Origin of the sequence: Amycolatopsis rhabdoformis (assembly GCF_035918295.1) — a bacterium.
Classification (GTDB): domain Bacteria; phylum Actinomycetota; class Actinomycetes; order Mycobacteriales; family Pseudonocardiaceae; genus Amycolatopsis; species Amycolatopsis rhabdoformis.
The window spans coordinates 858,781-883,567 of the sequence record NZ_CP142149.1 but is presented as its reverse complement, the minus strand read 5'-3'; the positions used below and the strand labels follow the sequence as shown (position 1 = coordinate 883,567).

Here is a 24,787-nt window from a genome sequence, read left to right as displayed (position 1 = left end):
CTCTTGACAGCTTTGTTTGTCAATGCTTGGGTCGGCACATGCGCGACGTCGAGGTGATCGAGGACCCGGCCGCGGCGGCGGCCGCGCTGGACCCGGTCCGCGCGCGCCTGCTCGCGGCGCTGGCCGAACCCGCGTCGGCGGCCGCGCTGGCCACGCGCGTGGGGCTCACGCGTCAGAAGGTGAACTACCACCTGCGCGCACTGGAATCCCACGGCCTGATCGAGCCCGCGGGCGAACGCCGCTGGGGCGGGCTCACCGAGCACCTCTTCGCCGCGACAGCCGCTTCGTACCAGGTCTCCCCCGCCGCACTCGGCGCCGCCGGCACGTCGGCGATGCGCCCCGACCGGCTCTCGTCGGCCTACTTGCTGGCGGTGGCGGGCCGCACCGTGCGCGAGGTCGCCGGCCTGGTACGCCGGGCCGCACGAGCCGGCAAACCACTGCCAACTTTGGCGCTGGACACGGAAATCGCTTTCCGCTCGGCGCGCGAACGGGCCGCGTTCACCGACGAGCTGACCACGTTCGTGGCCGGGCTCGTGTCCCGCTACCACGACGAAACCGCCCCGGGCGCGCGGACGCACCGACTGGTGGTCACCGCGCACCCGAAGCCCGGCGAACCGGTTGGGACCGCGGCTTCCTCTTCGGAAACCACGGCGCCGTAGGCGTTTCCCGTCCGGTGTCAGGACGCCAGCGGTGCTGTGGTCCGCAGGGTCTCGGGGTGGCCCGCAGCTTCAAGGGGCATGTCGACGCCGAGCCGTCGGTGACTCGGTCGGCATGAGCACCGGGTCGCCGGGTCCGTGGAAAATCAGCACCGCTCCCGCGGAGGAACCGGCCCTGGCCTGGCCGTTGCACGGCCTGATCGTGCACTCGTGGATCGGTCGACCGTGGCATCGTGGCCGTCCGCGCGTGATCAACTCGGACGAGAGTGCACTCGGTCTTTCGGGCGGCGCGCTGGGCCGACCTGGGTTGGATTGATTACCCGAACAGGTGTTCGATTCTCGTGTACGGTGGAGGGATGAGTCAGGCACTTCAGGGATCGCTCTTCGGATCCGGGCTCGACGACCCGGCGCTGGGCTCACTCGGCGGCGTGCGGCGCACCGACCTGGGCCGCGGCGCGTGGATCGACGTGCTGCCGGGCTGGCTGTCGGGCTCCGACGAGTTGTTCGCGCACCTCGTCGCCACCGTGCCCTGGCACGCCGAGCAGCGGCAGATGTACGACCGCGTGGTGGCCGTGCCGCGGCTGCTCTGCTTCTACCGCGAGCACGAAACCCTGCCGCACGCCTTGCTGACGTCCGCGCGCGACGCCCTCTCCACGCACTACGCGACCGAACTCGGCGAACCCTTCCGCACCGCCGGCCTCTGCTACTACCGCGACGGCCGCGACAGCGTCGCCTGGCACGGCGACACCATCGGCCGCGGCAGCTCCGAAGACACCATGGTGGCGATCCTCTCCGTAGGCACCGCCCGCCACCTGGCCCTACGCCCCCGCGGCGGCGGCGAGTCCCACCGCTACCCCCTGGGCCACGGCGACCTCATCGTCATGGGCGGCTCCTGCCAGCGCACGTGGGAACACGCGATCCCGAAGACCGGGAAGGCGGTGGGGCCGCGGATCAGCATCCAGTTCAGGCCGCGGGGGGTTCGGTGAGTTGACGATCTTCCTTGGGGTCAGCCGTGTGGCCGGCCGGGCTGGTGGCGGGCTCGACACGGAGTGCGCACGGGTCGGCGGGTGAACCGGCGTGGCGTGTAGCTGCGCGAGTCGGTCGATGCCGGGCGCCGCAAGCGACCGTGGCCGAGCAGGTCCGGCTGAGCACAGCGAGCGAGCACCGGCCGAGTCCGGCGAGCACGCCCACCGAGGTAGACCAGCAAGCCTGGCCGAGCGGACCCGGCCGGGCGCAGCGAGCGAGCACCGGCCTTGTCCGGCGAGCGCGACCGCCGAGCAAGTCCGGGGCCGAACAAGACCAGCAAGCCCGGCCAAGCAGGCCCGGCCGGGCACAGCGAGCGAGCGCCGGCCGAGTCCGGCGAACGCCCGCCGACCAAGTCCGGCCAAACAAGACGAACAAGCCCGGCCGAGCAGGCCCGGCTGAGCACAGCGAGCACGCCCACCGACCAACTCCGGCCGAACAAGACCAGCGAGCCAGGACAAGACCAGCGAGCCTGGCCGAGCGGGCCCGGCTGGGCGCAGCGAGCGAGCGCCGGCCAAGTCCGGCGAGCACGCCCGCCGACCAAGTCCGGCCAAACAAGACCAGCAAGCTTGGCCAAGCGGGCCCGACTGGACGCAGCGAGCGAGCGCCGGCCGAGGCCGACGAACGCGACCGCCGAGCAAGTCCGGGCCGACCAATACCAGTTAGCCTGGCCGAGCAGGTCCGGCTTGGGCCCCGTGAGCGAGCGCTGGGCGAGTGCGGCGAGCACGCCCACCGAGCAAGTCCGGCCGAACTAGACGAACGAGCCTGGCCGAGCGGGCCCGGCTGGGCGCAGCGAGCGAGCGCCAGCCGAGACCCGCGAGCACGCCCGCCCAGCAAGTCCGGCCGACCAAGACCAGCGAGCCTGGCGGAGCGGGCCCGGCCGGGCGCAGCGAGCCAGCGCCGGCCGAGCAGATCCGCGTGAGCGCAGCAAGCAAGCGCCGGCCGGGTGCAGCGGGTACGACCGTCGGGCAAGCCTGGCTGAGCACGTCGGGCTGAGCAGGTCCGGCTGACCGCAGCGAGAGGACACGGGCCGGGTACGGCGGCTGCGGCTGCGGCCGCCGAGCGATTCCGGCCAAGCACGACCGGCGAGCCTGGCCGAGCGCGGCAGGTGAGCCCGCCCGAGCGGGTCCGGCTGAGCGCAGCAAGCAAGCGCCGGCCGAGTCCGGCGAGCGCGGCCGGCGAGCAATTCCGGCCGAGCACGAGAGCGAGCCTGGCCGCGGTCAACACCTCCGCAGCCGAACCGGATTGCCGTCGGCGCGGGCACGTTCGCCTCAATCGCGACGAGCGCCCAGTTTTCGAGCAGTCGGAACCGCGTGACAGCCCGGACCAGGCGCGAGCCCGGCAAGCCCGAACAACCCGCGACCGCGTGAAAAAGCCGCCGCGAAAACCCCTCAGCGCACCAGGACCGGCAGCGCGTCCAGGCCGTAGACGATGGAGACCTTGCGGAACGCCAGCTCGTCCGGCTTCACGGCCAGCCGCAGGTCCGGGAATCGCTTCACCAGCGCCGGGTAGGCCGTGCGCAGTTCCATGCGCGCGAGTTCCGCGCCGATGCAGCGGTGGATGCCGTAGCCGAAGGCGAGGTGCGACGTGGGGTCGCGGCGGGGGTCGAAGGTGTCCAGGCCGGTGCCGAGGGCGGGGTCGCGGTCGGCGACGGACAGGGAGACCAGCACGATGTCGCCTTCGCCGATGTGGACGCCGGCGATGTCCAGGTCTTCCTTGGCGAAGCGCGGGAACGCCATCTGCACCACAGTCAGGTAACGCAGCAGCTCCTCGACGAAGCGGTGCACGGCGTCGTCGTCGCCGCGGACGGCTTCGAAGGCCTCGGGGTCGCGCAGCAGCACGAGGGCACCGAGGGCGAGCATGCTGGCGGTGGTTTCGAGGCCGCCGGTGAGGACGCCGTCGGCGAGGCCGGCGAGCTCCAGGTCGTCGATCTCGTCGCCGTGTTCCTTGATGAGCATGCCGAGCAGGCCGTCGCCGGGTTCGGCGCGCTGCTTCTTCACGATCTCGAGCAGGTAGGTGAGCGACTCCGAGATCGCGCCGAGTGACGCGCCGGCGCCGCTGAACAGGTCGAAACGGGCGGTGCTCAGGCGCTGGAAGTCGGCGCGGTCCTCATAGGACACTCCGAGCAGCTCGCAGATCGTGAGCGACGGGATGGGCAGCGCGAACGCCTCCCACAGGTCCACCGGCCCCTCGGCCGCGGCCATCGCGTCGAGCTGTTCGTTGACGATCTCGTCGATCCGCGGCGTGAGGCGGTTGAGCCGGCGCATGGTGAACTCCGGCGTGAGGAGCTTGCGCAGCCGCGAGTGCACCGGCGGGTCGGCGAAGCCCAGGCCGCCGGGGTTCTGGTCCTCGGTCACCCCCGCGTTGCCGACGAGGTTGGTGAAATCGTTGCTGAACTCCGAGACCTTGCCGAGCACGGCCTTGGCTTCCTCGTAGCCGGTCACGAGCCACGCGTTCATGCCGAACGGCAGGTCGAGCTTGCTGATGGGCTCCTCGGCCCGGCGCTGCCCCAGCGACGGCACGGGATCGAGCCCCACGCGCCGCAGCGGTTCCAGCGCGGAATCGGGCAGGAACGCCATCTTCTCGAGGTCGAAACCCTTTTTCTGCTGCCGGGCGATATACCGGCGACCGGCCCAGGCGAGGACACGCGAGCGGAGACTCCCCATGGCGGCGACACTACCCCATCCGCCGTTCGGGTGATCCGCGCGGAGACAGCTGTCACCTGCGGTTAACCCCGAGATTGTCGGTACCCCCGTCCACAATGAGCGCGACGGACGGCACCACGCCGTGAGAGGCTCGACGCGAGGAACCGGAGGAAACGGACATGACTGCCGCGCTCATCGGACGGGAGCACCCGGCTTCGGTGGTGCGCGCGGAGCTGGCGCGCGCGAGCGCGAGCCACGGCGGCCTGGTGCTGGTCACGGGTGAGGCGGGCATCGGCAAGACCACGCTCGTCACGGGGCTGGCCGACGAGGCGCGGGAGCTGGGCGCACTCGTGTTGGCCGGCACGTGCTGGGAGTCGGGCAGCGCCCCCGGTTACTGGCCGTGGGTGCAGGTCGTGCGAGCGCTGCGCCGGGCGGCCGAGCCGCACGAGTGGGCCGCCGCCGACTCCGCGACGCTCTCGGCCCTGCTCGGCGAGTCACCGGAACCCGGCGACGCGTTCCGGCTGCACGACGCCGTCACGAGCGCCCTCGTCACGCTCTCCCACAACCGGCCCGTGGTCGTGGTGCTCGACGACCTGCACTGGGCCGACCCCGCCTCGCTGCGGCTGCTGGATTTCGCGGCGCGCCACACGTGGTTCGAGCGGCTGTTGCTGATCGGCACGTACCGCGACGTGGAGGTCGACGCGCCGGGTCACCCGTTGCACGACCTCGTGCTGCCGCTCGTCGCGAAGGCGACCACGGTCACGCTCACCGGCCTCGACCCCGCGCAGGTCGCCGAGCTGATGGGCCGTACCGCGGGTTCCGACCCCGGTGCCGAGCTGGCCGCCGATGTGCACCGGCGCACCGGCGGCAATCCGTTTTTCGTCGAGCAGACCGCCCGGCTCTGGCGCAGCGGCAGCCCGGTGTCGGCCGTCGCGCCGGGGGTGGCCGACGCGTTGCAGCGGCGGCTTTCCCTGCTGCCGCCGCCGGTCGCCGAGCTGCTGAGCGACGCCGCCGTGCTCGGGCGCGAGTTCTCCCTGCACCTGCTCGCGGCAGTCGCCGGCGCGCCGGTGCCGCAGGTCGACCACCTGCTCGGCCAGGCCGTGGCCACGCGGCTGGTGGTGGCGCTCGGCGAAGGCCGCTTCGCGTTCGCCCACGACCTGGTGCGCGAAACGCGCTATGCCGGCCTCGGCGCCGAAGGGGCCGCGCGGCGCCACGCGGCCGTCGCCGGCTCCGACCTCGTCGGCCCGGCCGAGCGCGCCCGCCACGCCTACTCGGCGGGCGCGCTCGTCGAGCCCGCTCGTACCGTCGAGCTGCTACTGGCGGCGGCTCGCGACGCGAGTGCGCGCCTGGCCGTGGAGGAGTCGATCGGCCACCTGCGGCGCGCCCTCGACCGCGCGGCGACGGTGCGCACCCGCGCGGTCGTGGAGCTGGAGCTGGGCACGCTGCTGTGGCGGGTCGACGAGAAAGACGAGGCATGGGCGCAGTTCGAGAGCGCCGTCGCCGGCGTGCGCGAGCTCGACGACGCCGAGTTGCTCGCGCGGGCCGGCCTCACGCTCGCCCGCGTCGACCCCGGCGGCGCGCGCCACGAGCTCGTGTCCGGCCTGCTGCTCGAAGCCCACCGCCGGCTGTGCGCGGGCACGCCGGCCGAGCAGCTGTCGCTCGACCGCGTCACGCTCGAGCTCACCGCGCGCGCCGCCATGCTCGCGCGTGACGACAAGGACGACCACGCGCTGGCGTTCTCCCTGTGGGCGCGCCACGACGCGATCTGGGGCCCCGGCAGCGGGGCCGAACGCGAGCGGCTCACCGACGAGCTCGCGGCCGTCGCGCGGCGCACCGGCGATCGGGAGAACGAGTACTTCGCGTCGTCGCTGAAATGGGTCGCGCTGCTCGAACAGGGCGATCCGCGCTACCTGGAGCAATTCCGCGCGTTCCAGGCCCTCACGGAGAGCAGCGGGCTGCGCGGCGCCGAGCTGGCCGCGAAGATCGACCGCAGCATCATCTGCGCGCTCCACGGCCGGTTCGCCGAATCCGACGCCGCGCTTCAACTCGCGCTCGACGCGCACTCCGGCCTGAGCGAGCGAGAGTTCGGGTACATGGGCGACCAGCTGCGGTGGAGTTCGCTGCTGCTGCAAGGCCGCTTCGCCGAGCTGGCCGAGCTGCCGGCCCGCATGAGCGACCTCGGCTACGACCACCCCGGCCTGCTGCGCGCCCTCGCGGCCGCCCACGCGGGCGACGCCGCGGCGACGCGCGAGCTCCTGGCCGAGGCCGCCGCGGAAGCGCCGTACTCGCGCGAGTTCACGCCGCTGTGGCTGCGCTGCCAGGCGCAGGCCGCCGCCGTGCTGGCCGACCGCCCGGCCGCCGAACGGCTGCTGGCCGAGCTGGCACCGTACTCCGGCGAGTGGCTGGTTTCCTTGTACGGCTGCGATCTCAGCGGCCCCGTCGACCTGTGGACCGGCCTCCTCGCCGCGACCCTGGGCGACCACGACCGCGCCGTCGAGCTGTTCACCGCCGCCGCCCGCTCGGCCGATCGCCTGCGCGCTCGTCCGTGGTCGATCGAGGCGCGCAGCCACCTCGCCATCACGCTCCAGAACCGCGGAGAGACGGTGCGGTCGGCGGAACTGTTCGACACCGTCACCGCCGAAGCGGCTTCCCTCGGCCTGCACCACATCGAGGCCCGCGTACGCGCGGCGCGCACGGAACCGTTGCCACCCCACGAGTTCCGCCGCACCGACGCCGTGTGGTCCCTGCGCTTCGCGGGCCAGGAAGTGCGCGTGCCCGACTCGAAAGGCTTACGGGACCTGCACTTCCTCCTCGGCCGCCCCGGCACCGACGTCCCCGCCGTCCACCTGCTCGCCCCCACTTCCGACGTCGCCCCGACCTTCACCGGCACCCCGATCCTCGACGACACGGCCAAAGCCGCCTACCGCCGTCACCTCACCCAGCTCGACGCCGCCATCGACCACGCCACCACCCTCGGCGACGACACCCGCGCCGCCGCCCTCGACACCGAACGCGCCGCGCTCCTCACGGAACTGCGCACCTCCTCCGGCCTCGCCGGCCGCACCCGCCGCCTCGGCGACGAATCCGAACGCGCGCGCAAAGCCGTGACCGCCCGCATCCGCGACGCGATCCGCAAACTGGCCGACCTCCACCCGACCCTGGCGGACCACCTGCGCACGACGGTGACCACTGGCTCGAGCTGCCGCTACCAGCCGGAGGAACCCGTCACCTGGCGGCTGTGACCGGAGCGGGCACTCTCACTGATCGGCGAGGTTGTTCATCCCGGAGATCACGGAGAAAATGCATTCTTCTCCGGCCGGGGAAGCCCACTCCAAGCAACGCACCACGCGCCGCCTGGTAACTGTCGACGACTTCTCGCAGCGTGGGCGAAATAAGATCCTTCAAGGAAGTTGAACTCTGCGAGGCCGCTACCAGCCGGAGGAACCCGTCGCGTGGCGCCTGTGAAATCCGCCTGGCGGCGGCGATGTGGGCCCCGTGACGGTGACCTCGGCCCGATGGTGGTGACGTGGACCTGGCGGCTGTGACCCGGCCCGACAGCCGTGCCGACCACCGAACGCGAAAGCGGCACCGACCGACCCGGCCGGCACCGCCTCAACGCACCCAGCCTCACTTCCTGTTGTACAGCCGCATAGTCCACGTCCCGAACACCAGCGTCAGGGCGCCCGCCGCGATCAGGGTCCACATGATCGCCCCGAGGTCCCAGGAGCCGGCCATCATGGAGCGGACGCCGGTCACCAGTTGGGTGATCGGGTTGAGTTCCACGAACACCTGGAGCCAGCCGGGCATGGTCGAGGGGTCGACGTACACATTGGACAGGAACGTGAGCGGCATGATCACCATCATGCTCACGCCCATCACCGATTTCTCCGAGCGCAGCAGCAGCCCGAACATCGTCCACACCCACGACAGGCCGAACGAGAACACCAGCAGCAGCACGACACCGGCCACCACGCCACCGAAGCCGCCCGGTGGGCGGAAGCCCAGCACCAGGCCGACGACCATGATCACGACCGACGCGATCACGTAACGGAGCGCGTCGCCGAGCAGGTAGCCGACCATGGCCGACGGGCGCCAGATCGGCAGGGTGCGGAAGCGGTCGAACACGCCCTTCTCGATGTCGGTGTTCACGGCCAGGCCGGTGTACATGGTGATCATCACGACGCTCGACGCCAGGATCCCGGGCAGGAAGAACTGCAGGTACTGCGAAGGCGAGCCGGCCAGCGCACCGCCGAAGAGGTAGGTGAACATCAGCGTCATCATGATCGGGAAGGCGGTGACGTCGAACAGCTGCTCGGGCACGTGCTTGATCTTCAGCACCGCGCGCCGGCCGAAGGTGATGGACGTGGACAGCGCGCTCGGCCGCGGCGGGCGCTGCACCGCCACGAGCAGCGCGGCCAGGTCCTCGACCTTCGGTGCCGCCAGTTCGACGTCTGCTTCGCGTACGGTCGTCACACCGCCACCTCCTGAGTTGCCGGGCGATCGGTCAGGGCCAGGAACACCTCGTCGAGGCTGGGCTGGCCGAGGGAGAACGTGTCGACGGTGACGCCGGCGCGCGCCAGCTCCGCCAGGGCCTGCGAGGCGCGATCGGCCGCGCCGAGGTGCACGTCGGCCGACAGGCGCGCGGTGAGCGCCACCGGGTCGGGTTCGAGCTGCACCGACGCCTCCAGCGTGCGGGCCAGCACCTCGGCCGCGGCCGCGCGTTGGTCGGCGTCCCGCAGCCGCAGGTGCACCGCGCCGACCCCGACCGACGCCTTCAGCTCGCCCTTGGTGCCCTCCGCGATCACCTTGCCGTGGTCGATCACGGCGATGCGCGACGCGAGCTGGTCGGCCTCGTCGAGGTACTGCGTGGTGAGCAGCACGGTGGTGCCCTGCGCGACGATCGCGCGCACGATGTCCCACACCTGGTTGCGGCTGCGGGGATCCAGTCCGGTGGTCGGCTCGTCGAGGAACAGCAGATCCGGCGTGTTGAGAATGCTCGCGGCGATGTCGAGGCGCCGCCGCATGCCGCCGGAGTAGTTCTTCACCTGCCGCGCGGCCGCGTCGGTGAGCCCGAACGCTTCGAGCAGCTGCGCGGCACGCGTGCGGGCCGCGGGTTTGCGGTGCCCGAGCAGGCGCGCCAGCATCACCAGGTTCTCCGTGCCGGTGAGGTCTTCGTCCACCGACGCGTACTGCCCGGTGAGGCTCACGCGGCTGCGCACGGCGTCGGCTTCGCGCACCACGTCCTTGCCGAACACGCGCGCCTCACCGCCGTCGGGTCTGGTCAGGGTCGCCAGCATCCGCACGGCGGTGGTCTTGCCGGCACCGTTGGGGCCGAGCACGCCGTAGACGGTGCCGGCGGGCACCACGAGATCGATGCCGTCGACCGCCCGGGTCGTCCCGAACACCTTCACGAGCCCGGCGGTCTCGATCGCCGGCTCGGCGGTGGTCCTGGTCATGTCTGTCCTTTCCCCGTGATGATCAAGCGCAGTACGGCCGCGCACGCCGCCCTTCGCGCAGCGCGAGCCCCCACCAGACGAGCTCGTCGAGCAGCGTGGTCACCGCCTGCGCGTCGCGTTCGTGGTACGGCCGGAAGCCGTCTTCGGCCACGCGCGCCTCGAGCAGGTCGAGGCACACCGCGTCGCGCAACGTCGCCGTGTGCAGCTCGGTGAACACCCCACGCAGCTGCTCCACGGCGTACCGGCCCGCAGCGCGGTAGCCGTAGGAGACGAAGCCGACCGGCTTCGCGCGCCACTCGTCGTAGGCGCAGTCGATGGCCTGCTTGAGCGACGCCGGGAAGCTGCGGTTGTACTCGGGCGTGACGACCACGTACGCCTCCGCTTGCGCGATCCGCCGCGCGAAGCCGGTCATCGCCGGGGTCGGCCGCGCCGGATACCGCGCGGGGATGGCGAACTCGGCGAGGTCGACCACGTCGAGCAGCAGCCCGGCCCGCGCACCGGCCCGCTCGACGAACCACCGGCCGACACCGCCGCCCACCCGGCCCTCCCGGGTACTGGCGACGACCACGGCCACCCGCAGTTTCTCCTGCACACCCTGAAGGCGCCAGATCCGCGCGAGCCGCCGCCAGATCGGATCTGGCGGGCCGGCTCAGGCGCCGAGCGGGAACGGCCAGGCCCGCAGCACGGCGAGCACCAGCAGCACGACCGTGAACACCCACTCGGCCCCGCCGCCGTAGTGGAACCGCTGGTACAGCTCGACCTGCGTGATCACCAGCAGCACGGCCGCGCCCGGCCCGACCCACCGCGACTGCAGCGGATCGAGCGGGATCACCGGCGCCACCAGCCCGATCGCGCCGGCCAGCTCCACGAGGCCGGCCGTGAAGCTCTCGCCTCGGGTGAACAGCGGCTTGCCGGTGAGCACACTCCCCTGCCGGTAGCGCGTGAGCGAATCGTGCAGGCGAACGCACGCCAGGAAGAAGAACAGCACCGCGAGCGCCCACTGGACGCACCACAACACGACGTTCACGGTGCCGACGCTAGCGTGGTCGCCCCGGGACCGGTCCCTTTTCCCGGCCGCACGCCCGTGGTGGGCGAGTTGCGGACCGGGCGTGAATCGTTTTATCTTCGGCCCACTCGCCAGCGCTCCGCCGCGCCGCGAGTTCGCCGCTCCCCCGCACTGGCCCACGAATATTGAAACGTTTCATCTCCGTGCTAGGCTGGCGATCGTCTCGAGGGCGAGGGAGGGCCGTGGTCGGCATCAAGGACGTCGCGAAGCGCGCGGGCGTTTCGATCGGCACAGTGTCCAATGTGGTCAATCGGCCCCACGTCGTCGCGGCGGAGACGCGCAACCGGGTGTTGTCGGTGATCCAGGAGCTCGGCTACGTGCGTGACGAGTCCGCGCGCCAGCTGCGCGCCGGGCGGTCGCGGATCATGGCGCTGCTCGTGCTCGACCTCGGGAACCCGTTTTTCGTCGACCTCGCGCGCGGCGCCGAGGAGGCGGCCCACGCGCGCGGGCTCAACATCATCACGTGCAACAGCGGCCAGCGCGTGGAAACCGAGGCGTCGTACCTCGCGATGCTCGCCGAACAGCGCGTGCGCGGCGTGCTGCTGAGCCCGGTGGACACCGCCGGTGACGCGATGCAGGCGTTCCGGCGCAGCGGTATCCCATACGTGTTCGTGGACCGCAAGGTGCCCGCCGACGAAGCCAGCTCCGTGTCGGTCGACGACGTGGCCGGCGGCGCGCTCGCGGCCCGGCACCTGCTGGAGACGGGCCACGACCACATCGGGTTCGTGAACGGCCCCACCATCCTCACGCAGTGCCGCGACCGCGACGCCGGCGTGCGCTCGGTCCTCACCGGCTCGTCCGCGCGGCTCTCGGTGGTCGAGGCGATCGGCCTCGACGTCGCGTCCGGCCGCGACGCCGGCGCGCGCCTGCTCGGCATGAGCCCCCGGCCCACGGCGGTGTTCTGCGCCAACGACCTGCTCGCCCTCGGCGTGCTGCAGGCCATGGTCGGCGCCGGCGTGCGCGTGCCCGACGAGATGGCCATCGTCGGCTACGACGACATCGAGTTCGCCGGCGCCGCCGCCGTGCCCCTCACCTCGGTGCGCCAGCCCGCCTTCCGCCTCGGCCGCACGGCCGCGGAACAGCTGCTGGCGGAGACGGAGGAAAACCCGCCGCCGCACCGGGAAGAGGTGTTCACGCCGGAGCTCGTGGTGCGCGAGTCGACGAGGGTGCGCCGGACCTGACCCCAAGCAGCGCCCAGCAGCGGCGACACGCGATCAGGTTAAGATACTCTTGGTAACTTGAGGACCTGAGGGAGGTCGGTGTGGCCGGTCGGCGGCTCTCCCGTGAGCAGCGGCAGCTCCAACTGCTCGACACCGCCGCCGAGATCGTGCGCACCGAGGGGGCGGATTCGCTCACCCTGGCGCGCGTCGCGGAGCGCGCCGGGGTCACGAAACCCATCACCTACGGACACTTCGAGACGCGCACCGGGCTGCTGAAGGCGCTCTACCAGCGCATCGACCAGCAGCAGACGGACGCCGCCCGGGCCTCGCTCGAGGTCGGCGCCGACACCCTGGAGGCCGCCGCGACCGTGCTCGCGCGGTTCTACGTGGAGTGCGTGCTGCACATCGGCCGCGAGTTCGGCCCGGTCACGGCGGCGCTGGCGACCACGCCCGACATGGAGGAGATCCTGCGCGCGGGCCGCGAACGCTACGCCGAGGCCTTCCTGGCCGCGGTGCGCCGGTTCGTCGAGCTGCCTGACGCGGAAGGGAAACCGTTGCTGCTGGGCGTGGTCGGCGCGGCCGAGACGCTGTCGCGCGAAGTCGTCGCCGGGCGCCTGGGCACGGACCGCGCGATCGACTCCATCGCGCGGATCATCACCGGCGCGGTGCGCCCGTCCTGAGCTCGGCCACGGCGTCCGCGACGGTGCCGTACAGCGCCGCCGGGAGGTGGTGGCCGACGCCCGGCAGGGTGAGCAGCCGCGCTCCGCGAATCGCCGCGACCGTGTCGTGGGCGTGGTCGACAGCGAAGAGCGGGTCGTCGAGCCCGTGCACCACCAGCGTCGGCGTGATCACGCCGGCGAGGCGAGCGCGCCGGTCGCCGTCGGACAGCACGGCGGCGAGCTGACGCGCGGTGCCGGCGGGGTGGTGCGCGCGCCGGACCGCGGCCAGAAGGTTCGCGCGCAGCGACCGGTCGTCGTCGGGGTAACCGGGACTGCCCAGCACGCGAGCGACTCCGAGCGTGTGGGCCAGGTACGCCGCTTCGTCGGCCGCCGGGTCCGGGGCCGTCGCGAGCAACGCGGCCAAGGCGGCCTCGCCCGGCGGCGACAGCTCCGGGTTTCCGGTCGAGGACATGATCGAGGTCAGCGACGACACCCGGTCCGGGTGCCGCGCGGCGACCAGCTGCGCGACCATGCCGCCCATCGAAGCCCCGACCAGGTGGGCGCGCTCGACGCCCACCCGGTCGAGCACGGTCACCGTGTCGGCCGCCAGGTCCTCCAGCGCGTACTCGGCTTCGGCCCGAGCCGAGAGGCCCGCGTCCCGGTTGTCGAACCGCACCACCCGGAAGCCCCGCTCGATCAGCGCCCGCGGGAACCCGTCCGCCCACTTCGTGAGCTGGTCGCCGAGGCCCTGCACGATCACGAGCGGGTCGCCCGAGGCCGGCCCGAGCACGTCGTGTTCGAGGTGCATCAGCCCAGTGCCTGCGCGAGGTCGGCGATGAGGTCGTCGGCGTCCTCGATGCCCACCGAGATGCGGATGAGCGAGTCCGTGAGACCGATTTCCTCGCGCAGCGCCACCGGAACACCCGAGTGCGTGGTCGACGCCGGGTGGCACACGAGCGTCTCCGTGCCGCCGAGGCTCACGGCCAGCTTGCAGATCCGCAGCCGGTCCAGGAAGGCGAACGCGCCGGCCTCCCCGCCCTCCACGTCGAACGAGAAGGTCGATCCCGGCGCCGTGGCCTGCCGGTCGAACACCGCCCGCGCCGGGTCGCCGGGCTCCAGGAACCCGAGATAGTCCACTTGGGACACCTTCGCGTGCTTGGCGAGGAACTCCGCGAGGCGCCGGGCGTTGCCGCACGCGCGGTCCGAACGCACCTGCAGGGTCTCCAGCGAGCGCAGCAGCAGCCAGGACGTGTGCGGGTCGAGCTGCGTCCCGATCGCGCCGCGAGTCCGCACCACGCGGCCGACCAGGTCGGCGCTGCCGGTGAGACCGCCGGCCACCAGGTCGCTGTGCCCGCCCGCGTACTTGGTCAGCGAGTACACCGCGAGGTCGGCTCCGTGCAGCAGCGGCTGCTGGAACATCGGGCCCAGCAGCGTGTTGTCGCACACGACCACCGGCCGCCGGCCCTGCCGCCGCTCGATCACGCCGGCGACCTCGGCCATCAGCGAGAGGTCGACGAGCCCACTGGTCGGGTTGGCCGGCGTCTCCACGAACACGACGCCGACCGGACCGAGCGCCATCGCCTCGTCGGCGGCCCTGAGCACACCGTCGCGGTCGACGCCGTCGGTGAAGCCGGCCGACTGGATGCCCAGCCCCGACAACGTGTTGCGCACCAGCGTTTCGGTGCCGCCGTAGAGGGGCCGCGAGTGCAGCACGACGTCGCCGGGGCGGACGAACGTGAGCAGCGTCGTCGAGATCGCCGCCATGCCCGAGGAAAAGACGGCGCCGCGCTCGGCTTCGTCCCAGACCGCGAGGCGGTCTTCGAGGATCTCGAAGTTCGGGTTGTTGAAGCGGGAGTACACCAGGCCCGCCGCTTCGCCGTCACGGACCGGGCGCCGGCCCGAGGTGATGTCGAAGAAGTCCTTGCCCTGCTGGGCGGATTCGAACACGAACGTCGAGGTCAGGAACACCGGTGGCTTCAGCGATCCTTCCGACAGCGCCGGCGAGTAGCCGTAGCCCATCATCAGGGTCTCCGGCCGCAGCTGCCGGCCTCCGACGTCGCGCTGCTTGTAGTCCGAGTTCTTCATCGACCCTCTCCCTCACGCATCTCCACAACAACGCCGCACGCGTACCGCGGCGGCACGACAACCCCGGTTCCGGTCGACCGGAACGGCACTTCCTTCTCCCGCAAGCACTTCCGCGCAGCCTCGACGTCGCGCACCCTCAGCGACAGCACGGTCGAGCCCGGTGCCACCGCCTCGGGGTACTCGCCCGCGACGAGCTCGACCACCGACACGTCGCCGAACGCCGCGGTGATCCCCAGGTCCGCTCCGCCGGTCACCACTCCGAGCCGCTCCACGCGCTCGGCGGTGTTCGGGTGACTCATCAGCTCCGGCAGCCACGTGTACTCGGGCGTGCGGATCTCGTTGCAGAACAGCTGCAGGTACGGCAGACCCACCTCGGGGAAGAACGCGATCGAGAACTCCGCCCTGGCCGTACCGCCGCCGGGCAGCCCCACGTCCCGGCCGACGCGGTGCGGCTCGGTCACCGTGACGCCGGCTGCCCGCGCCTCGGCCACCGCCGCCGCCGTGTCGTCCGTGCGCAACGCCAATCCCGCCACGCCTTCCCGAGCCGCCACGGCCTGGCAGATGTCCTGATTGAACGGCGTGGGTTCGAGCACGCCGAGCAGCTCGACGTAGTTGCCCGCCAGCATCACGGCGTGGTTGGCCGTGCCCATTTCCGCGCTGTGCCGCCCGAAGGGCGACACAGTGAACCCGAGCCGCGCGAACGTGTCGCGCGCCGCGGACAGGTCACGGACCAGCAGCACGCAGTGGTCCAGCCCGGTGATGTGCCGCATTTTCCGCTCCTCACGTCGGCGCCCTCAGGCGCGGGGTTCCCGCTCCACCGTCACGCCGAAATCCCGCAGCCGGGACACGGCGTGCTCGGCGTCCACCACGCGCTCCGGCAGGTGCAGGCCCGCGGCGAGCGGCTCCTCGCCGGACAGACCGAGCAGACGCTCGGTGCCGATCACCACGCCCGCCGCGGTGAGGTGGGCCTGGCCGAAGGGGTCGCTGACCGTGGTGCGCACCCGGTGCGCGGCGCCGTCGGTGCCGAGGCCGGTGAGGTCGGCGTAGATCTCGTGCGACGCCCGGTCTCCGCTCGCGGTACCGCGCGAAGTCCCCTCGCCGAGGTCGAACCGCACGTTCGGCGCGCCCGTGACCGCGGCCAGGCCGGCGACGTCGAGCACGCCCATCGGCTGCGCCTCGAACGCGGGCAGGCCGGCCCGCGACACCGACCGCCGGTTCGCCGCCTCCACCGCCAGGTGTTCCCACCGCCCTTCCCGCCGGGCCAGACCCGGCACGAAAAACGCGCCGCGGTCGTTCGAGGTCATCGCACCGACGGCGTCGGCCGGGTCGAACAGGGCGGCCAGTTCGATGGTGTCGACCCGCTCGAACTCTCGCGCGGCGGTGAGCGCCGCGTACGTGGTCGCGCCGGCTTGCCAGTGCCCGAGCAGCAGCGCGGGCTTGCGCGCCAGCGCAGCCGCCAGGAGCGCGGTGGGGCCGACGTTGTCCATCTTCCGGACGATCCCGAGGTGCGCGGTACCGGCACGCAACGCCGCGACGAGCAGATCGTCGTGCGGGTCCTGCATCATCGAGATCACCAGGTCCACCTCGCCCGCCGCGGCCAGGGACCCGGCCGCGTCGTCGAGGTCGAACCGCACGAGCTCGGCCCCCACCTCCCCGGCCAGCTCCCTGCCCGCCTCGGGAGACCGCCCGCCGAGAACGAGGTCCACGTCGTGCCCCGCCGCACGGAGGTGTCTCGCCACCCAGCCTCCGACCAGCCCGTAGCCACCGACGATCAGCACCCGCGTCATGGTTCACCTCATCCGCACTAAGTTACGAACCGTAAGCTACCATTAGTAGCTTAGGTGTCAAGGGGCGGATCGGCTGCCAGGTGAACGCTCGTCGACGGAACCGCGCCGGAGTTGTTGATCTCCGTGCGCGCCGATTACCGTGACGGGTGTTCCCCCGAATGGAGGCATCCTGATGAACGGTCCGGACCAGCCGGCGGTGCCGGAAGGCGTAGGCATCACGGCTCTCGTCACGGCGTACGCCCGTGCGCAGGAGTCGCGCGCCGCGCAGCCGCGGTTCGTCGACCCGTACGCCGAGCAGTTCGTGGGCGCCGCGACCGGCGTGGCCACCGACGGCCGGCTGCCCCGGCTCGGGCCGGCCCGCGATGACGGCTCGTCGGCGCTGTGGGAAAGCCTCTTCGCCTACTTCGCCGGGCGCACCCCGTTCTACGACCGCTTCGTGCTCGACGCCGGCGTCTCTCAGATCGTGGTGCTGGGCGCGGGTTCGACGCGCGGGCCTTCCGCCTGCCGTTCGCCGCCGGCACGACGGTGTTCGAAGTGGACAGTGCGCCGGTGCTGAACCTCAAGGACGCCACCGCGGCGGACGCACGTCCCGCGGCACGCCGGGTGTCGGTGATCGCCGACCTGCGCGAGGACTGGCTGTCCACCCTCGCCGCCCACGGCTTCGACCGGCGGCGGCCCACCGCCTGGGTCGCGGAGGGTCTGCTGCCCTACCTGACCCCGCCCCAGGCCGACGCGCTGCTCACGACCATCACGGCGGTGTCCGCGCCGGGCAGCCGGTTCGCGGGCGAGTACCTCAGCCGACCGACCCGGATGACCGACCTGCCGATGTCCGACGAGCAGGACCGCGCGGTCGCGAACGTCTTCGTGAGCGCCGACCAGGGCGGCCCGGACGTGGAACCCGAGAAGTGGCTCTCGGCGCACGGGTGGACCGGAGAGCAGGTCGACTTCGCGGACGAGCTGGCGGCCGCCGGGCACGAGCTGCCGGCGCTGTTCGACCCGGCGAAGCCCGATCCCCTGCGGCTCTGGCTGTTCACCGGCCGGCTCTGACCGGCGCCGCACCACGCCAAGCCGCGTCCTGGCCGAGGTTCCCGCACAAAGCCGCCCGCACAACGGAAAGGCGGCACCGGAATCCGGCACCGCCCTTCGTCACCTGGGTGTCCGAAGGTGTGCCGGGTCGGGGCACCGGCACACCTTCGGGCGTCTCACTCCCCCGCTCAGCCCTCCCGCAGCCGCAGGGCCAGCGCGACCGCGCCCAGCAGCGACGCGTCCTGGTCGAACCGCGCCGCGACCAGCTCCGGCGGGAACGGCACGGCCGCGGCGAGCCGGTCGCGCAAGGCCGGCAGCAGCACGTCGGCCGAGCGGACCAGGCCGCCGCCGACCGCGATGCGCTGCGGGTCGAAGGCGATGGCCAGGTTGGCGACGTGCATGGACAACTCGTCCAACGCCGAGGTCACCAGTTCCTTCGCCTGCGTGTTCTCGCGGGCCAGGGCGAACAGCTCCCCGGCCGTGACCGGACGGCCGAGCAGCTGCTCGGCGCGCCGGCCCAGGCCGCGGCCGCCGACGGCTTCCTCCAGCGGCGCGGAGCCGCCGGCGAACCCGTCGGTGCCCTGGGGCGAAAGGAGGTTGTAGCCGATCTCCCCCGCCGCCCCGTTGGCGCCGGCCAGGAGCACCCCGCCGATGAGGACGGCGGCCGCGATGCCCGTGCCGAGCGACAGGAACACCGCGGGGTCGGCGCCCGCGAGGGCGCCGAACTCCCACTCCGCCAGCGCGGCCGCCTTGGCGTCCGTGCCGGTGGCGATCGGAACGCCGCCGAACTCGGCCGCCACGAGCGAACGCAGGTGCAGCTGTTCCCACCCCGGCACGTTGGGCGCGAGCAGGATCCGGTCCTCCAGCACGATTCCCGGGCTGACGACACCGACCGAGTCGACACGCGCGCCCTCGTCCGCCACCAGGGCCCTGGCCCCGGCGAGCGCGCGCGTCACCACCTGTTCGGCCCCCGCCTCGGCGTCGGTGTCCAGCCGGCGGGTGGCCAGCAGGGTCCCGTCGTCGTCGGCGAGCCCCAGCGCCACTTTCGTGCCGCCGAAGTCGATACCCAGGATCACTCGCGAGTCCCCTCGATCGCCGGCGGACGGACGGCGTAACCACCGTGGTGACCGCGCGAAGCAGGCACGACCACGTTGCCCGTGTTGAACCCGTCGACCGTGATCACGGCGGGCGCGCCGTGCAGGTCGGCGGACCGGTAAGTCACCGTGAGCGTCTGCGACTCGCCGGGCCACAGGGTGATGTCGTTGTCGTCCCAGGTCGCCGCGGCGAGCTGGTTGTCCCCGGACGCCACGCCACCGGAAGCGGTGCCCCGGCGGACGTCGGCCCGCAGGAAGAACCCGACCGCCGCGTTCTTCGACGTGTTGGTGACCGTGACCGTGGTCGCCGTGTCGGCGCCGTCCGGACCCGCCACGCGCTTCGTGGACGACTGCACGCCGACCTGTGCCTTCGGCAGGTCACGCAGCGCGGACATGTCACTGTACTGGCTGAGCGTGGCCTGCGGCTGGCCCAGGGTCTTGTTCCAGTCGACCACGTCCTTCTGCGTGGACAGCCAGTAGACGTTGCGGTCCACGACCTTCCCGCCCTGGGTCACCTGCAGCTCCACGAAGTACACCTGCGCCTTGGCCGGCGCCTTCGTCTCGGCGGGCACCTTCGGCTTGAGCAGACCGGTGACGACACCCTGCGAGTTGAGCGACACGTTCTTCGCCGTCTGGTCGTCGAGCACCTTGCCGGTGGCGTCGTGGACCGTGGCCCGCACCGAAACGCCGGACTTCGTGTCGCCGCCGAGGTTGGCCAGCGTCACCGACCCATTGTCGTAGCCGTAGATCGCGTGCAGCGGCGCGTTGGCCTTCTTGGCGCCGAAGAACGCGCCCGGCTGGTCACCGTCGTCGTTGTAGAGCGACCACAGCAGGGTCGGCCAGCCCTTGTTCAGCTGCCAGTACACGACGCCGGTCGACGGGTTGTCCTTGTCGGTCGAGTGCGCGATGAACGCCTCGAACTGCGAGCGGGTGTTCTCGTAGTTCGCGACCTGCGCGGACTCCACATAGGACTCCAGCGAGTTCCACTTGCCGTAGCGCTGGGTGATGGAGTTGTCCAGCGTGTACAGCGTACCGAAGGCGTAACCGCCGTGGTCGGGCTCGAAGTTGGCGTGGTACTGGTTGTAGGCCGGGTCCTGCCAGAGCTTCGCCTGCTCGTCGGGCGAGAGGAACCGCCTGATGGAGTCGAGCGTCGGCACGGTGTGCCCGGCGCTCTGCTCGCTCGCGAAGCCCCACGAGCCACCGGCGTTGGTGCGGCTGGAGTCGTCGGCGTCGAAGTGCGACGTGTCGTACCAGTAAGCCGGCGGAACCCAGTCGTACGGGCCTTCCTTCTCGCCCGAAACGCCGAGCGTCGGGGTGCTCTTGTACTCGGCCGAGGCGATCACCGGCACCTGGAAGTCGGCTTCCTTGAAGGCCGCCAGCGTCTCGGACTCCTGGCGCGCGACGGGTTCGTTGTCGCTCCAGCCGTAGTTGAACACGCTCGGGTGGTTGCGCTCGCGCTGCGCGATCGAGTACGCGGAGTCGTGCATGATCCGGTAGTCGCGGTCGGTGAGCTTCGAGGCGTGCTCGGGCTGCCAGGCGTCACAGCACAGGAAGCCGCCGATCACCAGCAGGCCCGCGCGGTCGGCCTGGTCGTAGAAGTCCTGCGGCATGTCGTGGCCCTCGAGCCGCACGCCGCTCAGGCCCATGTTCTTGATCAGCGCGATCTGGTGCGCGGTGTCGGCCTTGTCGTAGCGCAGGAACAGGTCCGGCGCGAAACCGCCGCCGCGGAACACGAAGTCCTTGCCGTTCACGGCGAACAGCCGCGAGCCCTGCGGCAGCGGGGCCGACTTGCCCACGAGCTTCGAGGTCACCGTGCGGATGCCGAAGGTGTCCGAAGAGGACGTGGACACCACGCCGCCCTGCGCCACCGAGGTGTCCAAGGTGTACAGCGGCTGCGCACCCATCGAGTACGGCCACCACACCTGCGGCTTGCGGATCTTCAGCGCGGCGAACTTCGCCGGGGTGAAGGTGACCGTCTGCTTGGTGTGGGCCGCGACCTGCACGCGCTGCTTGACCACGATCGGCGCGCCCGACGGCGGGTTCACCGTGGCCGTGACATCACCGGTCTGCGCCGAGCCGGCGTTGTTGGTCACGTCGACCTTCACCGTGAGCGAAGACGTGGACAGGTCGGGCGCGTTGTCCTGCACCACGTGGGCGTTGTCGCCGGTGAGCGCGTCGGACAGCTGCAGCGTGGGCGGGTACTGGATGCCGGTGTTGTTGTCCGGCGGGATCTGGCCCCAGTCGACCTGGTCGAGCGTGTACATCGTGAGCGGGTCGTTGGGGTAGACCTTGATCGCCAGGGTGTTCTTGCCCGGCTTCAGCAGCTTGGTGACGTCGAAGGTGTGGCCGGCGAACGCGCCGCTCACCACGTCCTTGGCCGCCACGAGCGTGCCGTTCACCCACACGTCGCCCTCGCCGACGATGCCCGGGATCGTGAGCGCGCCGTTCTTGCCCTTCACGAAGCCGGGGTCGAAGTCGGTGCGGTACCACCACGGGTCGGAAAACGGCTTCGTGGTCACCGGGCCGAGCTGGTCCACGTAGCCGAAGCACTTGCGCATGTTGTCGGAGTAGAAGACGTCCGGGCACTTTCCGTTCTGCACCAACGCGTTGATCTCGGTGCCCGGCGCGCCCGCGTCGTCGGACTTCACCGGCAGCCAGCCCTTGGTGGAGTAGCCCGGTTGCGAGACGCGGTCACCGCCGTCCGTCACGCTCGCGGTGGTGAGCACCTGCCAGCCGGCGGTGCCGATCGTGGACAGGCCCTGCTCACGCGGGGCGTGGTGCTGGGGCGAGGCGGCGGGCGCCTGGGCCGAAGCCGTGGCGCTCACCACCCCGGGGACCAGGATCAGCGCGGCGGCCGCCGCGATCCCGGCGACGAGCGGTTTCCTCATGCCTCGAGCCCCTTGTCGGTCGGCTGCTGCGCGAGGACGAACTCCTCGCGGATTTCCTTCGGTCCGAACGGCCACGTCTTCTCCGCCGCGGCGTAGATCAGGAAAGCGATGACCCCGAGCACGATCCACGCCACCGACAGCACGATCGAGAGCGTGGTGGCGGAGATGTAGATGTACACCCAGCCGGCGAGCGCGATGATCGTCGGGATCGGGTAGAGGAACTGGCGGTACGGCCGCTTCAGCGTCGGCTGGCGGCGGCGCAGCACCCAGATCGCCGCGACCTGCGCGAGCGACTGGATGATCACGAGCACCGTCACGGCCGCGTTGATCACGTCGGTGAGGGTGAACAGCGAGCCGATCGCCGTGATCACGCCCATCGTCAGCACGCCGGCGGTGGGCAGGTTGAGCTTCGGGTGCAGCTTCGCGAACACCGGCAGGAACACCTTGTCGCGCGCGGCTTCGAACGGCACGCGCGAGCCGCCGAGCAGGCCCGCGAACACCGAACCGATCGCGGCGATGATGATGAAGACGGTGATGATCTTCGCGGTGACCGTGCCCCACGCCTGTTCCAGCACGGTGGAGGCGACCGACGTCGCGTTCTTCAGCTCGTCGAGCGGGATCGAGCCGAGCACTCCGACCTGCAGCAGGAAGTAGAGCGCCATGATGCCGAGGATCGAGAAGATGATCGACCGCGGGATGGTGCGGCCCGGGTTGCGGACCTCACCGCCGAGGTAGGCGGTGGTGTTGTACCCGAGGTAGTCGTAGATCGCGATCACGAGACCGGCGCCGAGGCCGCCCCAGAACGCGCCGCCCGAGCCGAACGCGCCGGGCGTGAAGGCGAAGGCCTGGCCGCCGCTGAAGTGCGAGAAGGCCGCGATGATCACCGTGAGCACGGCGAACAGCATGACCACGAACAGCACGGTGGTGAGCTTGCTGATCTGGCCGATGCGGCGGAACAGCGCGAGCACGATCACCACGATGATCGCGATGCCGATGATCTTGCCGAGCGGGGTCACGCCACCGTCGTCGACCACGCCCGGGATCAGGTAACCGAGGTACTGGACGAGGCCGATGATGCCCGTGGACATGATCAGCGGGATGAAGAGCACGGCGCTCCAGGCGAACAGGAACGGCATCAGCCGGCCGGTGCGGTACTGGAACGCTTCACGGAGGTAGATGTAGGTGCCGCCGGCGCCGGGCAGCGCCGCGCCGAGCTCGGCCCACACGAGGCCGTCGGCCAGGGCGATGATCGCGCCGATGATCCAGCCGAACATCGCCTGGGGGCCGCCCATGGTGGCGACCATGGCGGGGATGGTCACGAACGGGCCGATCCCGCACATCTGCGTCATGTTGATCGCGGTCGCCTGCAGCGGCCCGATCTTGCGTTCGAGACCGGTCCGTGGAAGATCCGCCGTCCCGGAACCCCCCGAACGGGTGGGTGAGCTCACGTCGTGCCTCCATCCAATAGTTAAGAAAGGTTCTTAACATAAGATTTGCAGGGTCGGAAGGGTCGCGTTCGTAAAGTTGTGGAAACGGCGAGGGGTGGTGGGGAGCATGGCAGGGCCGCAGGTGGGCACACCGGCGAACATGCGCGAGCTGAACCAGCGGCTGGTACTGGACCGGTTGCGCGCCGGCGGTGAGGCCACCCGGCCCAGGATCGCCGCCGACACGGGACTTTCGAAGCCGACGGTGAGCCAGGCGCTGCTCGATCTGGAGCAGTGCGGATTGGTCCGGGCCACCGGCCACAGCCCGGCCGGGCCCGGCCGCGCCGCCGTGGTCTACCGCGTGGCACCCGACGCCGGCCATGTCGTCGGAGTGGACATCGGCCGGCGCTCGATCCGCGTGGCCGTGGCCGATCTCGACGGCACCGTGGTGGCGCGCCTGGACGAGCCCAACCGCTGCCGCTCGGGCACCGCGCTCGTCCGCACGGTCGGCGACGCGGTGGCCGGCACGGTCTCCTCGGCCGGGCTGCGGCCGGCCGACATCGTCGCCACCGTGGTCGGCACTCCAGGCATTCCGGACGCGCGCACCGGAACCGTGCACCGCGCGCCGAACCTGCCCGGCTGGGAACGCCCCGGCCTGCTGCACTCGCTGCGCGATCGGTTGTGCGCGTCCGGCTCCGACCTCGTGGTGGAGAACGACGCGAACCTCTGCGCCGTCGGCGAGCACGCCCTCGGCGCGGCCCTCGGCGTCGACGTCCTGGTCTGCCTCACCGTCGGCACCGGCATCGGCATGGGCGTGCTCGTCGGCGGCCGCCTCTTCCGCGGCGCCCACGGCGCGGCGGGCGAGATCGCGGACCTCCCCGCCGGCGCGCGGGCCGGCGGGGCCCGCGCTCACCGGCCCGGGCCGATGGAGGACGTGGCTTCGGCGCACGCGATCGTCGCGCGGGCCAGGGTTCTGGGGCTGGCGACAGTGCGCAGTGCCCGGGAAGTCTTCGCGCTGGCGTCCGCCGGGGACGAGGTGGCGCTGCGAGTGGTCGCGGAGGAGGCCGCGCACCTGGCCCACGTGGTCGCCGCGGTGACGGCGGTGCTGGACCCGGGACTCATCGTGCTGGGCGGCGGCATCGGGAGCAACGCGGCACTACTGGCCGAGCCCATGCGCGCCGCACTGGCCGCGACGACGCCCTTCGCACCCGAGATCGTGGGCGGGCGCCTCGGCGCGGAGGCGGTGCTGGCGGGCGCGGTCACGACGGCGCTGGGAACGGCGCGGGAGCTGGTGTTCGAACGCCGCGCACCACGCAGAACAGCGGCGCAGGCCTGAACCTCACGTCGCCGCGGCCTGGATGACCGCGCGGAGATCATCGAAGTCACAGGAGAACTCGGCGGCACGGACACGGTACTGGCGGGCGCCGTCGCGACGGCACTCGGAACGGCGCGGGAGCTGGTGTTCGAACGCCGCGCACCACGCAGAACAGCAGCGCAAGCCTGAACCTCACGACGCCGCCGCCCGGACAACCGCGAGCAGGTCATCGAAGTCACGGGAGAACTCGGCGACTCAGAGGCGGTGCCGGCGGGCGCGGTCACGACAGCACTCGGAACCGCGCGGGAACTGGTGTTCCAACGCCGCGCACCGCGCAGAACAGCGGCGCAGGCCTGAACCTCACGACGCCGCCGCCCGCACGACCGCGAGAAGGTCGTCGAGGTCGCGGCCGAACTCGGCGGCGCAGCACGACGACGCCGCCAGCACCCGAGATCGTGGCCGAGCGCCTCGACGCGGAGGCGGCACTGGCGCGCGCGGTCACG

Annotated in this window: 18 protein-coding genes and 1 pseudogene; 7 read left to right on the top strand and 12 right to left on the bottom strand. The window is 71.7% G+C overall.

The features are described 5' to 3' along the window. The first annotated feature begins 38 nt into the window (after positions 1-38). Together VSH64_RS04105 and VSH64_RS04100 are read left to right on the top strand one after the other, a co-directional pair. Entirely contained in the window at positions 39-659 is a 621-nt protein-coding gene (locus tag VSH64_RS04105) for a helix-turn-helix domain-containing protein (RefSeq protein WP_326834101.1), read from the top strand. 353 nt (positions 660-1,012) lie between these two features. Then, complete coding sequence (locus VSH64_RS04100; RefSeq protein WP_326834100.1) at positions 1,013-1,642, top strand: alpha-ketoglutarate-dependent dioxygenase AlkB; 630 nt, start codon at positions 1,013-1,015, stop codon at positions 1,640-1,642. 1,428 nt (positions 1,643-3,070) lie between these two features. Here VSH64_RS04100 and VSH64_RS04095 read toward each other — a convergent pair. After that, positions 3,071-4,345: a cytochrome P450 gene (locus tag VSH64_RS04095; protein ID WP_326834099.1), complete on the bottom strand. Its 1,275-nt coding sequence runs from the start codon at positions 4,343-4,345 to the stop codon at positions 3,071-3,073. Between the two features lie 158 nt (positions 4,346-4,503). On the opposite strand from VSH64_RS04095, the gene VSH64_RS04090 reads away from it, so the two are divergent. Next, positions 4,504-7,566 carry an ATP-binding protein gene (locus VSH64_RS04090; RefSeq protein WP_326834098.1) on the top strand — a complete coding sequence of 1,021 codons (3,063 nt, stop codon included), beginning with the start codon at positions 4,504-4,506 and terminating at the stop codon, positions 7,564-7,566. Between the two features lie 385 nt (positions 7,567-7,951). On the opposite strand, the gene VSH64_RS04085 is transcribed toward VSH64_RS04090, so the two are convergent. Genes VSH64_RS04085 through VSH64_RS04070 form a run of 4 tightly spaced genes read right to left on the bottom strand, consistent with a single transcriptional unit; the run spans position 7,952 to position 10,807 of the window. After that, entirely contained in the window at positions 7,952-8,797 is an 846-nt protein-coding gene (locus VSH64_RS04085; RefSeq protein ID WP_326834097.1) for an ABC transporter permease, read from the bottom strand. Beyond that, positions 8,794-9,780 (bottom strand): ATP-binding cassette domain-containing protein, encoded by a 987-nt coding sequence (locus VSH64_RS04080; protein WP_326834096.1) that lies wholly within the window; start codon positions 9,778-9,780, stop codon positions 8,794-8,796. Before VSH64_RS04080 ends, VSH64_RS04085 begins: the two co-directional genes overlap by 4 nt. A 22-nt stretch (positions 9,781-9,802) precedes the next feature. Next, entirely contained in the window at positions 9,803-10,372 is a 570-nt protein-coding gene (locus VSH64_RS04075; RefSeq protein WP_326834095.1) for an NADPH-dependent FMN reductase, read from the bottom strand. A 57-nt stretch (positions 10,373-10,429) separates the two neighbouring features. Further along, complete coding sequence (locus tag VSH64_RS04070) at positions 10,430-10,807, bottom strand: hypothetical protein (RefSeq protein WP_326834094.1); 378 nt, start codon at positions 10,805-10,807, stop codon at positions 10,430-10,432. Positions 10,808-11,028: 221 nt separating this feature from the next. Here VSH64_RS04070 and VSH64_RS04065 point away from each other — a divergent pair, with 221 nt between their 5' ends. Together VSH64_RS04065 and VSH64_RS04060 are read left to right on the top strand one after the other, a co-directional pair. Continuing rightward, entirely contained in the window at positions 11,029-12,027 is a 999-nt protein-coding gene (locus VSH64_RS04065; RefSeq protein WP_326834093.1) for a LacI family DNA-binding transcriptional regulator, read from the top strand. Between the two features lie 80 nt (positions 12,028-12,107). Continuing rightward, positions 12,108-12,686 carry a TetR/AcrR family transcriptional regulator gene (locus VSH64_RS04060; protein WP_326834092.1) on the top strand — a complete coding sequence of 193 codons (579 nt, stop codon included), beginning with the start codon at positions 12,108-12,110 and terminating at the stop codon, positions 12,684-12,686. Here VSH64_RS04060 and VSH64_RS04055 read toward each other — a convergent pair. Genes VSH64_RS04055 through VSH64_RS04040 form a run of 4 tightly spaced genes read right to left on the bottom strand, consistent with a single transcriptional unit; the run spans position 12,661 to position 16,537 of the window. Further along, positions 12,661-13,473, bottom strand: a complete 813-nt coding sequence (locus tag VSH64_RS04055; protein WP_326834091.1) for an alpha/beta fold hydrolase — start codon at positions 13,471-13,473, stop codon at positions 12,661-12,663. The two genes, VSH64_RS04060 and VSH64_RS04055, sit on opposite strands and share 26 nt — an antisense overlap. After that, positions 13,473-14,750, bottom strand: coding sequence for a cystathionine gamma-synthase family protein (locus tag VSH64_RS04050; protein WP_326834090.1), 1,278 nt, complete (start codon positions 14,748-14,750; stop codon positions 13,473-13,475). Before VSH64_RS04050 ends, VSH64_RS04055 begins: the two co-directional genes overlap by 1 nt. Further along, positions 14,747-15,520: a VOC family protein gene (locus VSH64_RS04045; protein ID WP_326834089.1), complete on the bottom strand. Its 774-nt coding sequence runs from the start codon at positions 15,518-15,520 to the stop codon at positions 14,747-14,749. Before VSH64_RS04045 ends, VSH64_RS04050 begins: the two co-directional genes overlap by 4 nt. A gap of 24 nt (positions 15,521-15,544) precedes the next feature. Further along, positions 15,545-16,537 carry an NAD-dependent epimerase/dehydratase family protein gene (locus VSH64_RS04040; RefSeq protein WP_326834088.1) on the bottom strand — a complete coding sequence of 331 codons (993 nt, stop codon included), beginning with the start codon at positions 16,535-16,537 and terminating at the stop codon, positions 15,545-15,547. A gap of 172 nt (positions 16,538-16,709) precedes the next feature. On the opposite strand from VSH64_RS04040, the pseudogene VSH64_RS48460 reads away from it, so the two are divergent. Then, positions 16,710-17,584, top strand: a pseudogene (locus tag VSH64_RS48460) (SAM-dependent methyltransferase). A gap of 167 nt (positions 17,585-17,751) precedes the next feature. Here VSH64_RS48460 and VSH64_RS04025 read toward each other — a convergent pair. The 3 genes from VSH64_RS04025 to VSH64_RS04015 are packed head-to-tail and all read right to left on the bottom strand — an operon-like array spanning position 17,752 to position 22,993. Continuing rightward, entirely contained in the window at positions 17,752-18,639 is an 888-nt protein-coding gene (locus VSH64_RS04025) for an ROK family protein (protein ID WP_326834085.1), read from the bottom strand. Next, positions 18,636-21,545 (bottom strand): glycosyl hydrolase 2 galactose-binding domain-containing protein, encoded by a 2,910-nt coding sequence (locus tag VSH64_RS04020; protein ID WP_326834084.1) that lies wholly within the window; start codon positions 21,543-21,545, stop codon positions 18,636-18,638. Before VSH64_RS04020 ends, VSH64_RS04025 begins: the two co-directional genes overlap by 4 nt. Next, positions 21,542-22,993, bottom strand: a complete 1,452-nt coding sequence (locus VSH64_RS04015; RefSeq protein WP_326834083.1) for an APC family permease — start codon at positions 22,991-22,993, stop codon at positions 21,542-21,544. Before VSH64_RS04015 ends, VSH64_RS04020 begins: the two co-directional genes overlap by 4 nt. 106 nt (positions 22,994-23,099) lie before the next feature. On the opposite strand from VSH64_RS04015, the gene VSH64_RS04010 reads away from it, so the two are divergent. Beyond that, a complete protein-coding gene (locus VSH64_RS04010; RefSeq protein ID WP_326834082.1) occupies positions 23,100-24,305 on the top strand; it encodes an ROK family transcriptional regulator in 1,206 nt (401 codons plus the stop codon). Positions 24,306-24,787: the final 482 nt, after the last annotated feature.

What these genes read in the sequence shown, in the direction of transcription:
- VSH64_RS04050 (WP_326834090.1), bottom strand. Translation starts at nt 14,750, where the DNA reads ATGAAGAACTCGGACTACAAGCAGCGCGACGTCGGAGGCCGGCAGCTG.
- VSH64_RS04095 (WP_326834099.1), bottom strand. Translation starts at nt 4,345, where the DNA reads ATGGGGAGTCTCCGCTCGCGTGTCCTCGCCTGGGCCGGTCGCCGGTAT.
- VSH64_RS04045 (WP_326834089.1), bottom strand. Translation starts at nt 15,520, where the DNA reads ATGCGGCACATCACCGGGCTGGACCACTGCGTGCTGCTGGTCCGTGAC.
- VSH64_RS04080 (WP_326834096.1), bottom strand. Translation starts at nt 9,780, where the DNA reads ATGACCAGGACCACCGCCGAGCCGGCGATCGAGACCGCCGGGCTCGTG.
- VSH64_RS04020 (WP_326834084.1), bottom strand. Translation starts at nt 21,545, where the DNA reads ATGAGGAAACCGCTCGTCGCCGGGATCGCGGCGGCCGCCGCGCTGATC.
- VSH64_RS04040 (WP_326834088.1), bottom strand. Translation starts at nt 16,537, where the DNA reads ATGACGCGGGTGCTGATCGTCGGTGGCTACGGGCTGGTCGGAGGCTGG.
- VSH64_RS04105 (WP_326834101.1), top strand. Translation starts at nt 39, where the DNA reads ATGCGCGACGTCGAGGTGATCGAGGACCCGGCCGCGGCGGCGGCCGCG.
- VSH64_RS04090 (WP_326834098.1), top strand. Translation starts at nt 4,504, where the DNA reads ATGACTGCCGCGCTCATCGGACGGGAGCACCCGGCTTCGGTGGTGCGC.
- VSH64_RS04010 (WP_326834082.1), top strand. Translation starts at nt 23,100, where the DNA reads ATGGCAGGGCCGCAGGTGGGCACACCGGCGAACATGCGCGAGCTGAAC.
- VSH64_RS04100 (WP_326834100.1), top strand. Translation starts at nt 1,013, where the DNA reads ATGAGTCAGGCACTTCAGGGATCGCTCTTCGGATCCGGGCTCGACGAC.
- VSH64_RS04055 (WP_326834091.1), bottom strand. Translation starts at nt 13,473, where the DNA reads ATGCACCTCGAACACGACGTGCTCGGGCCGGCCTCGGGCGACCCGCTC.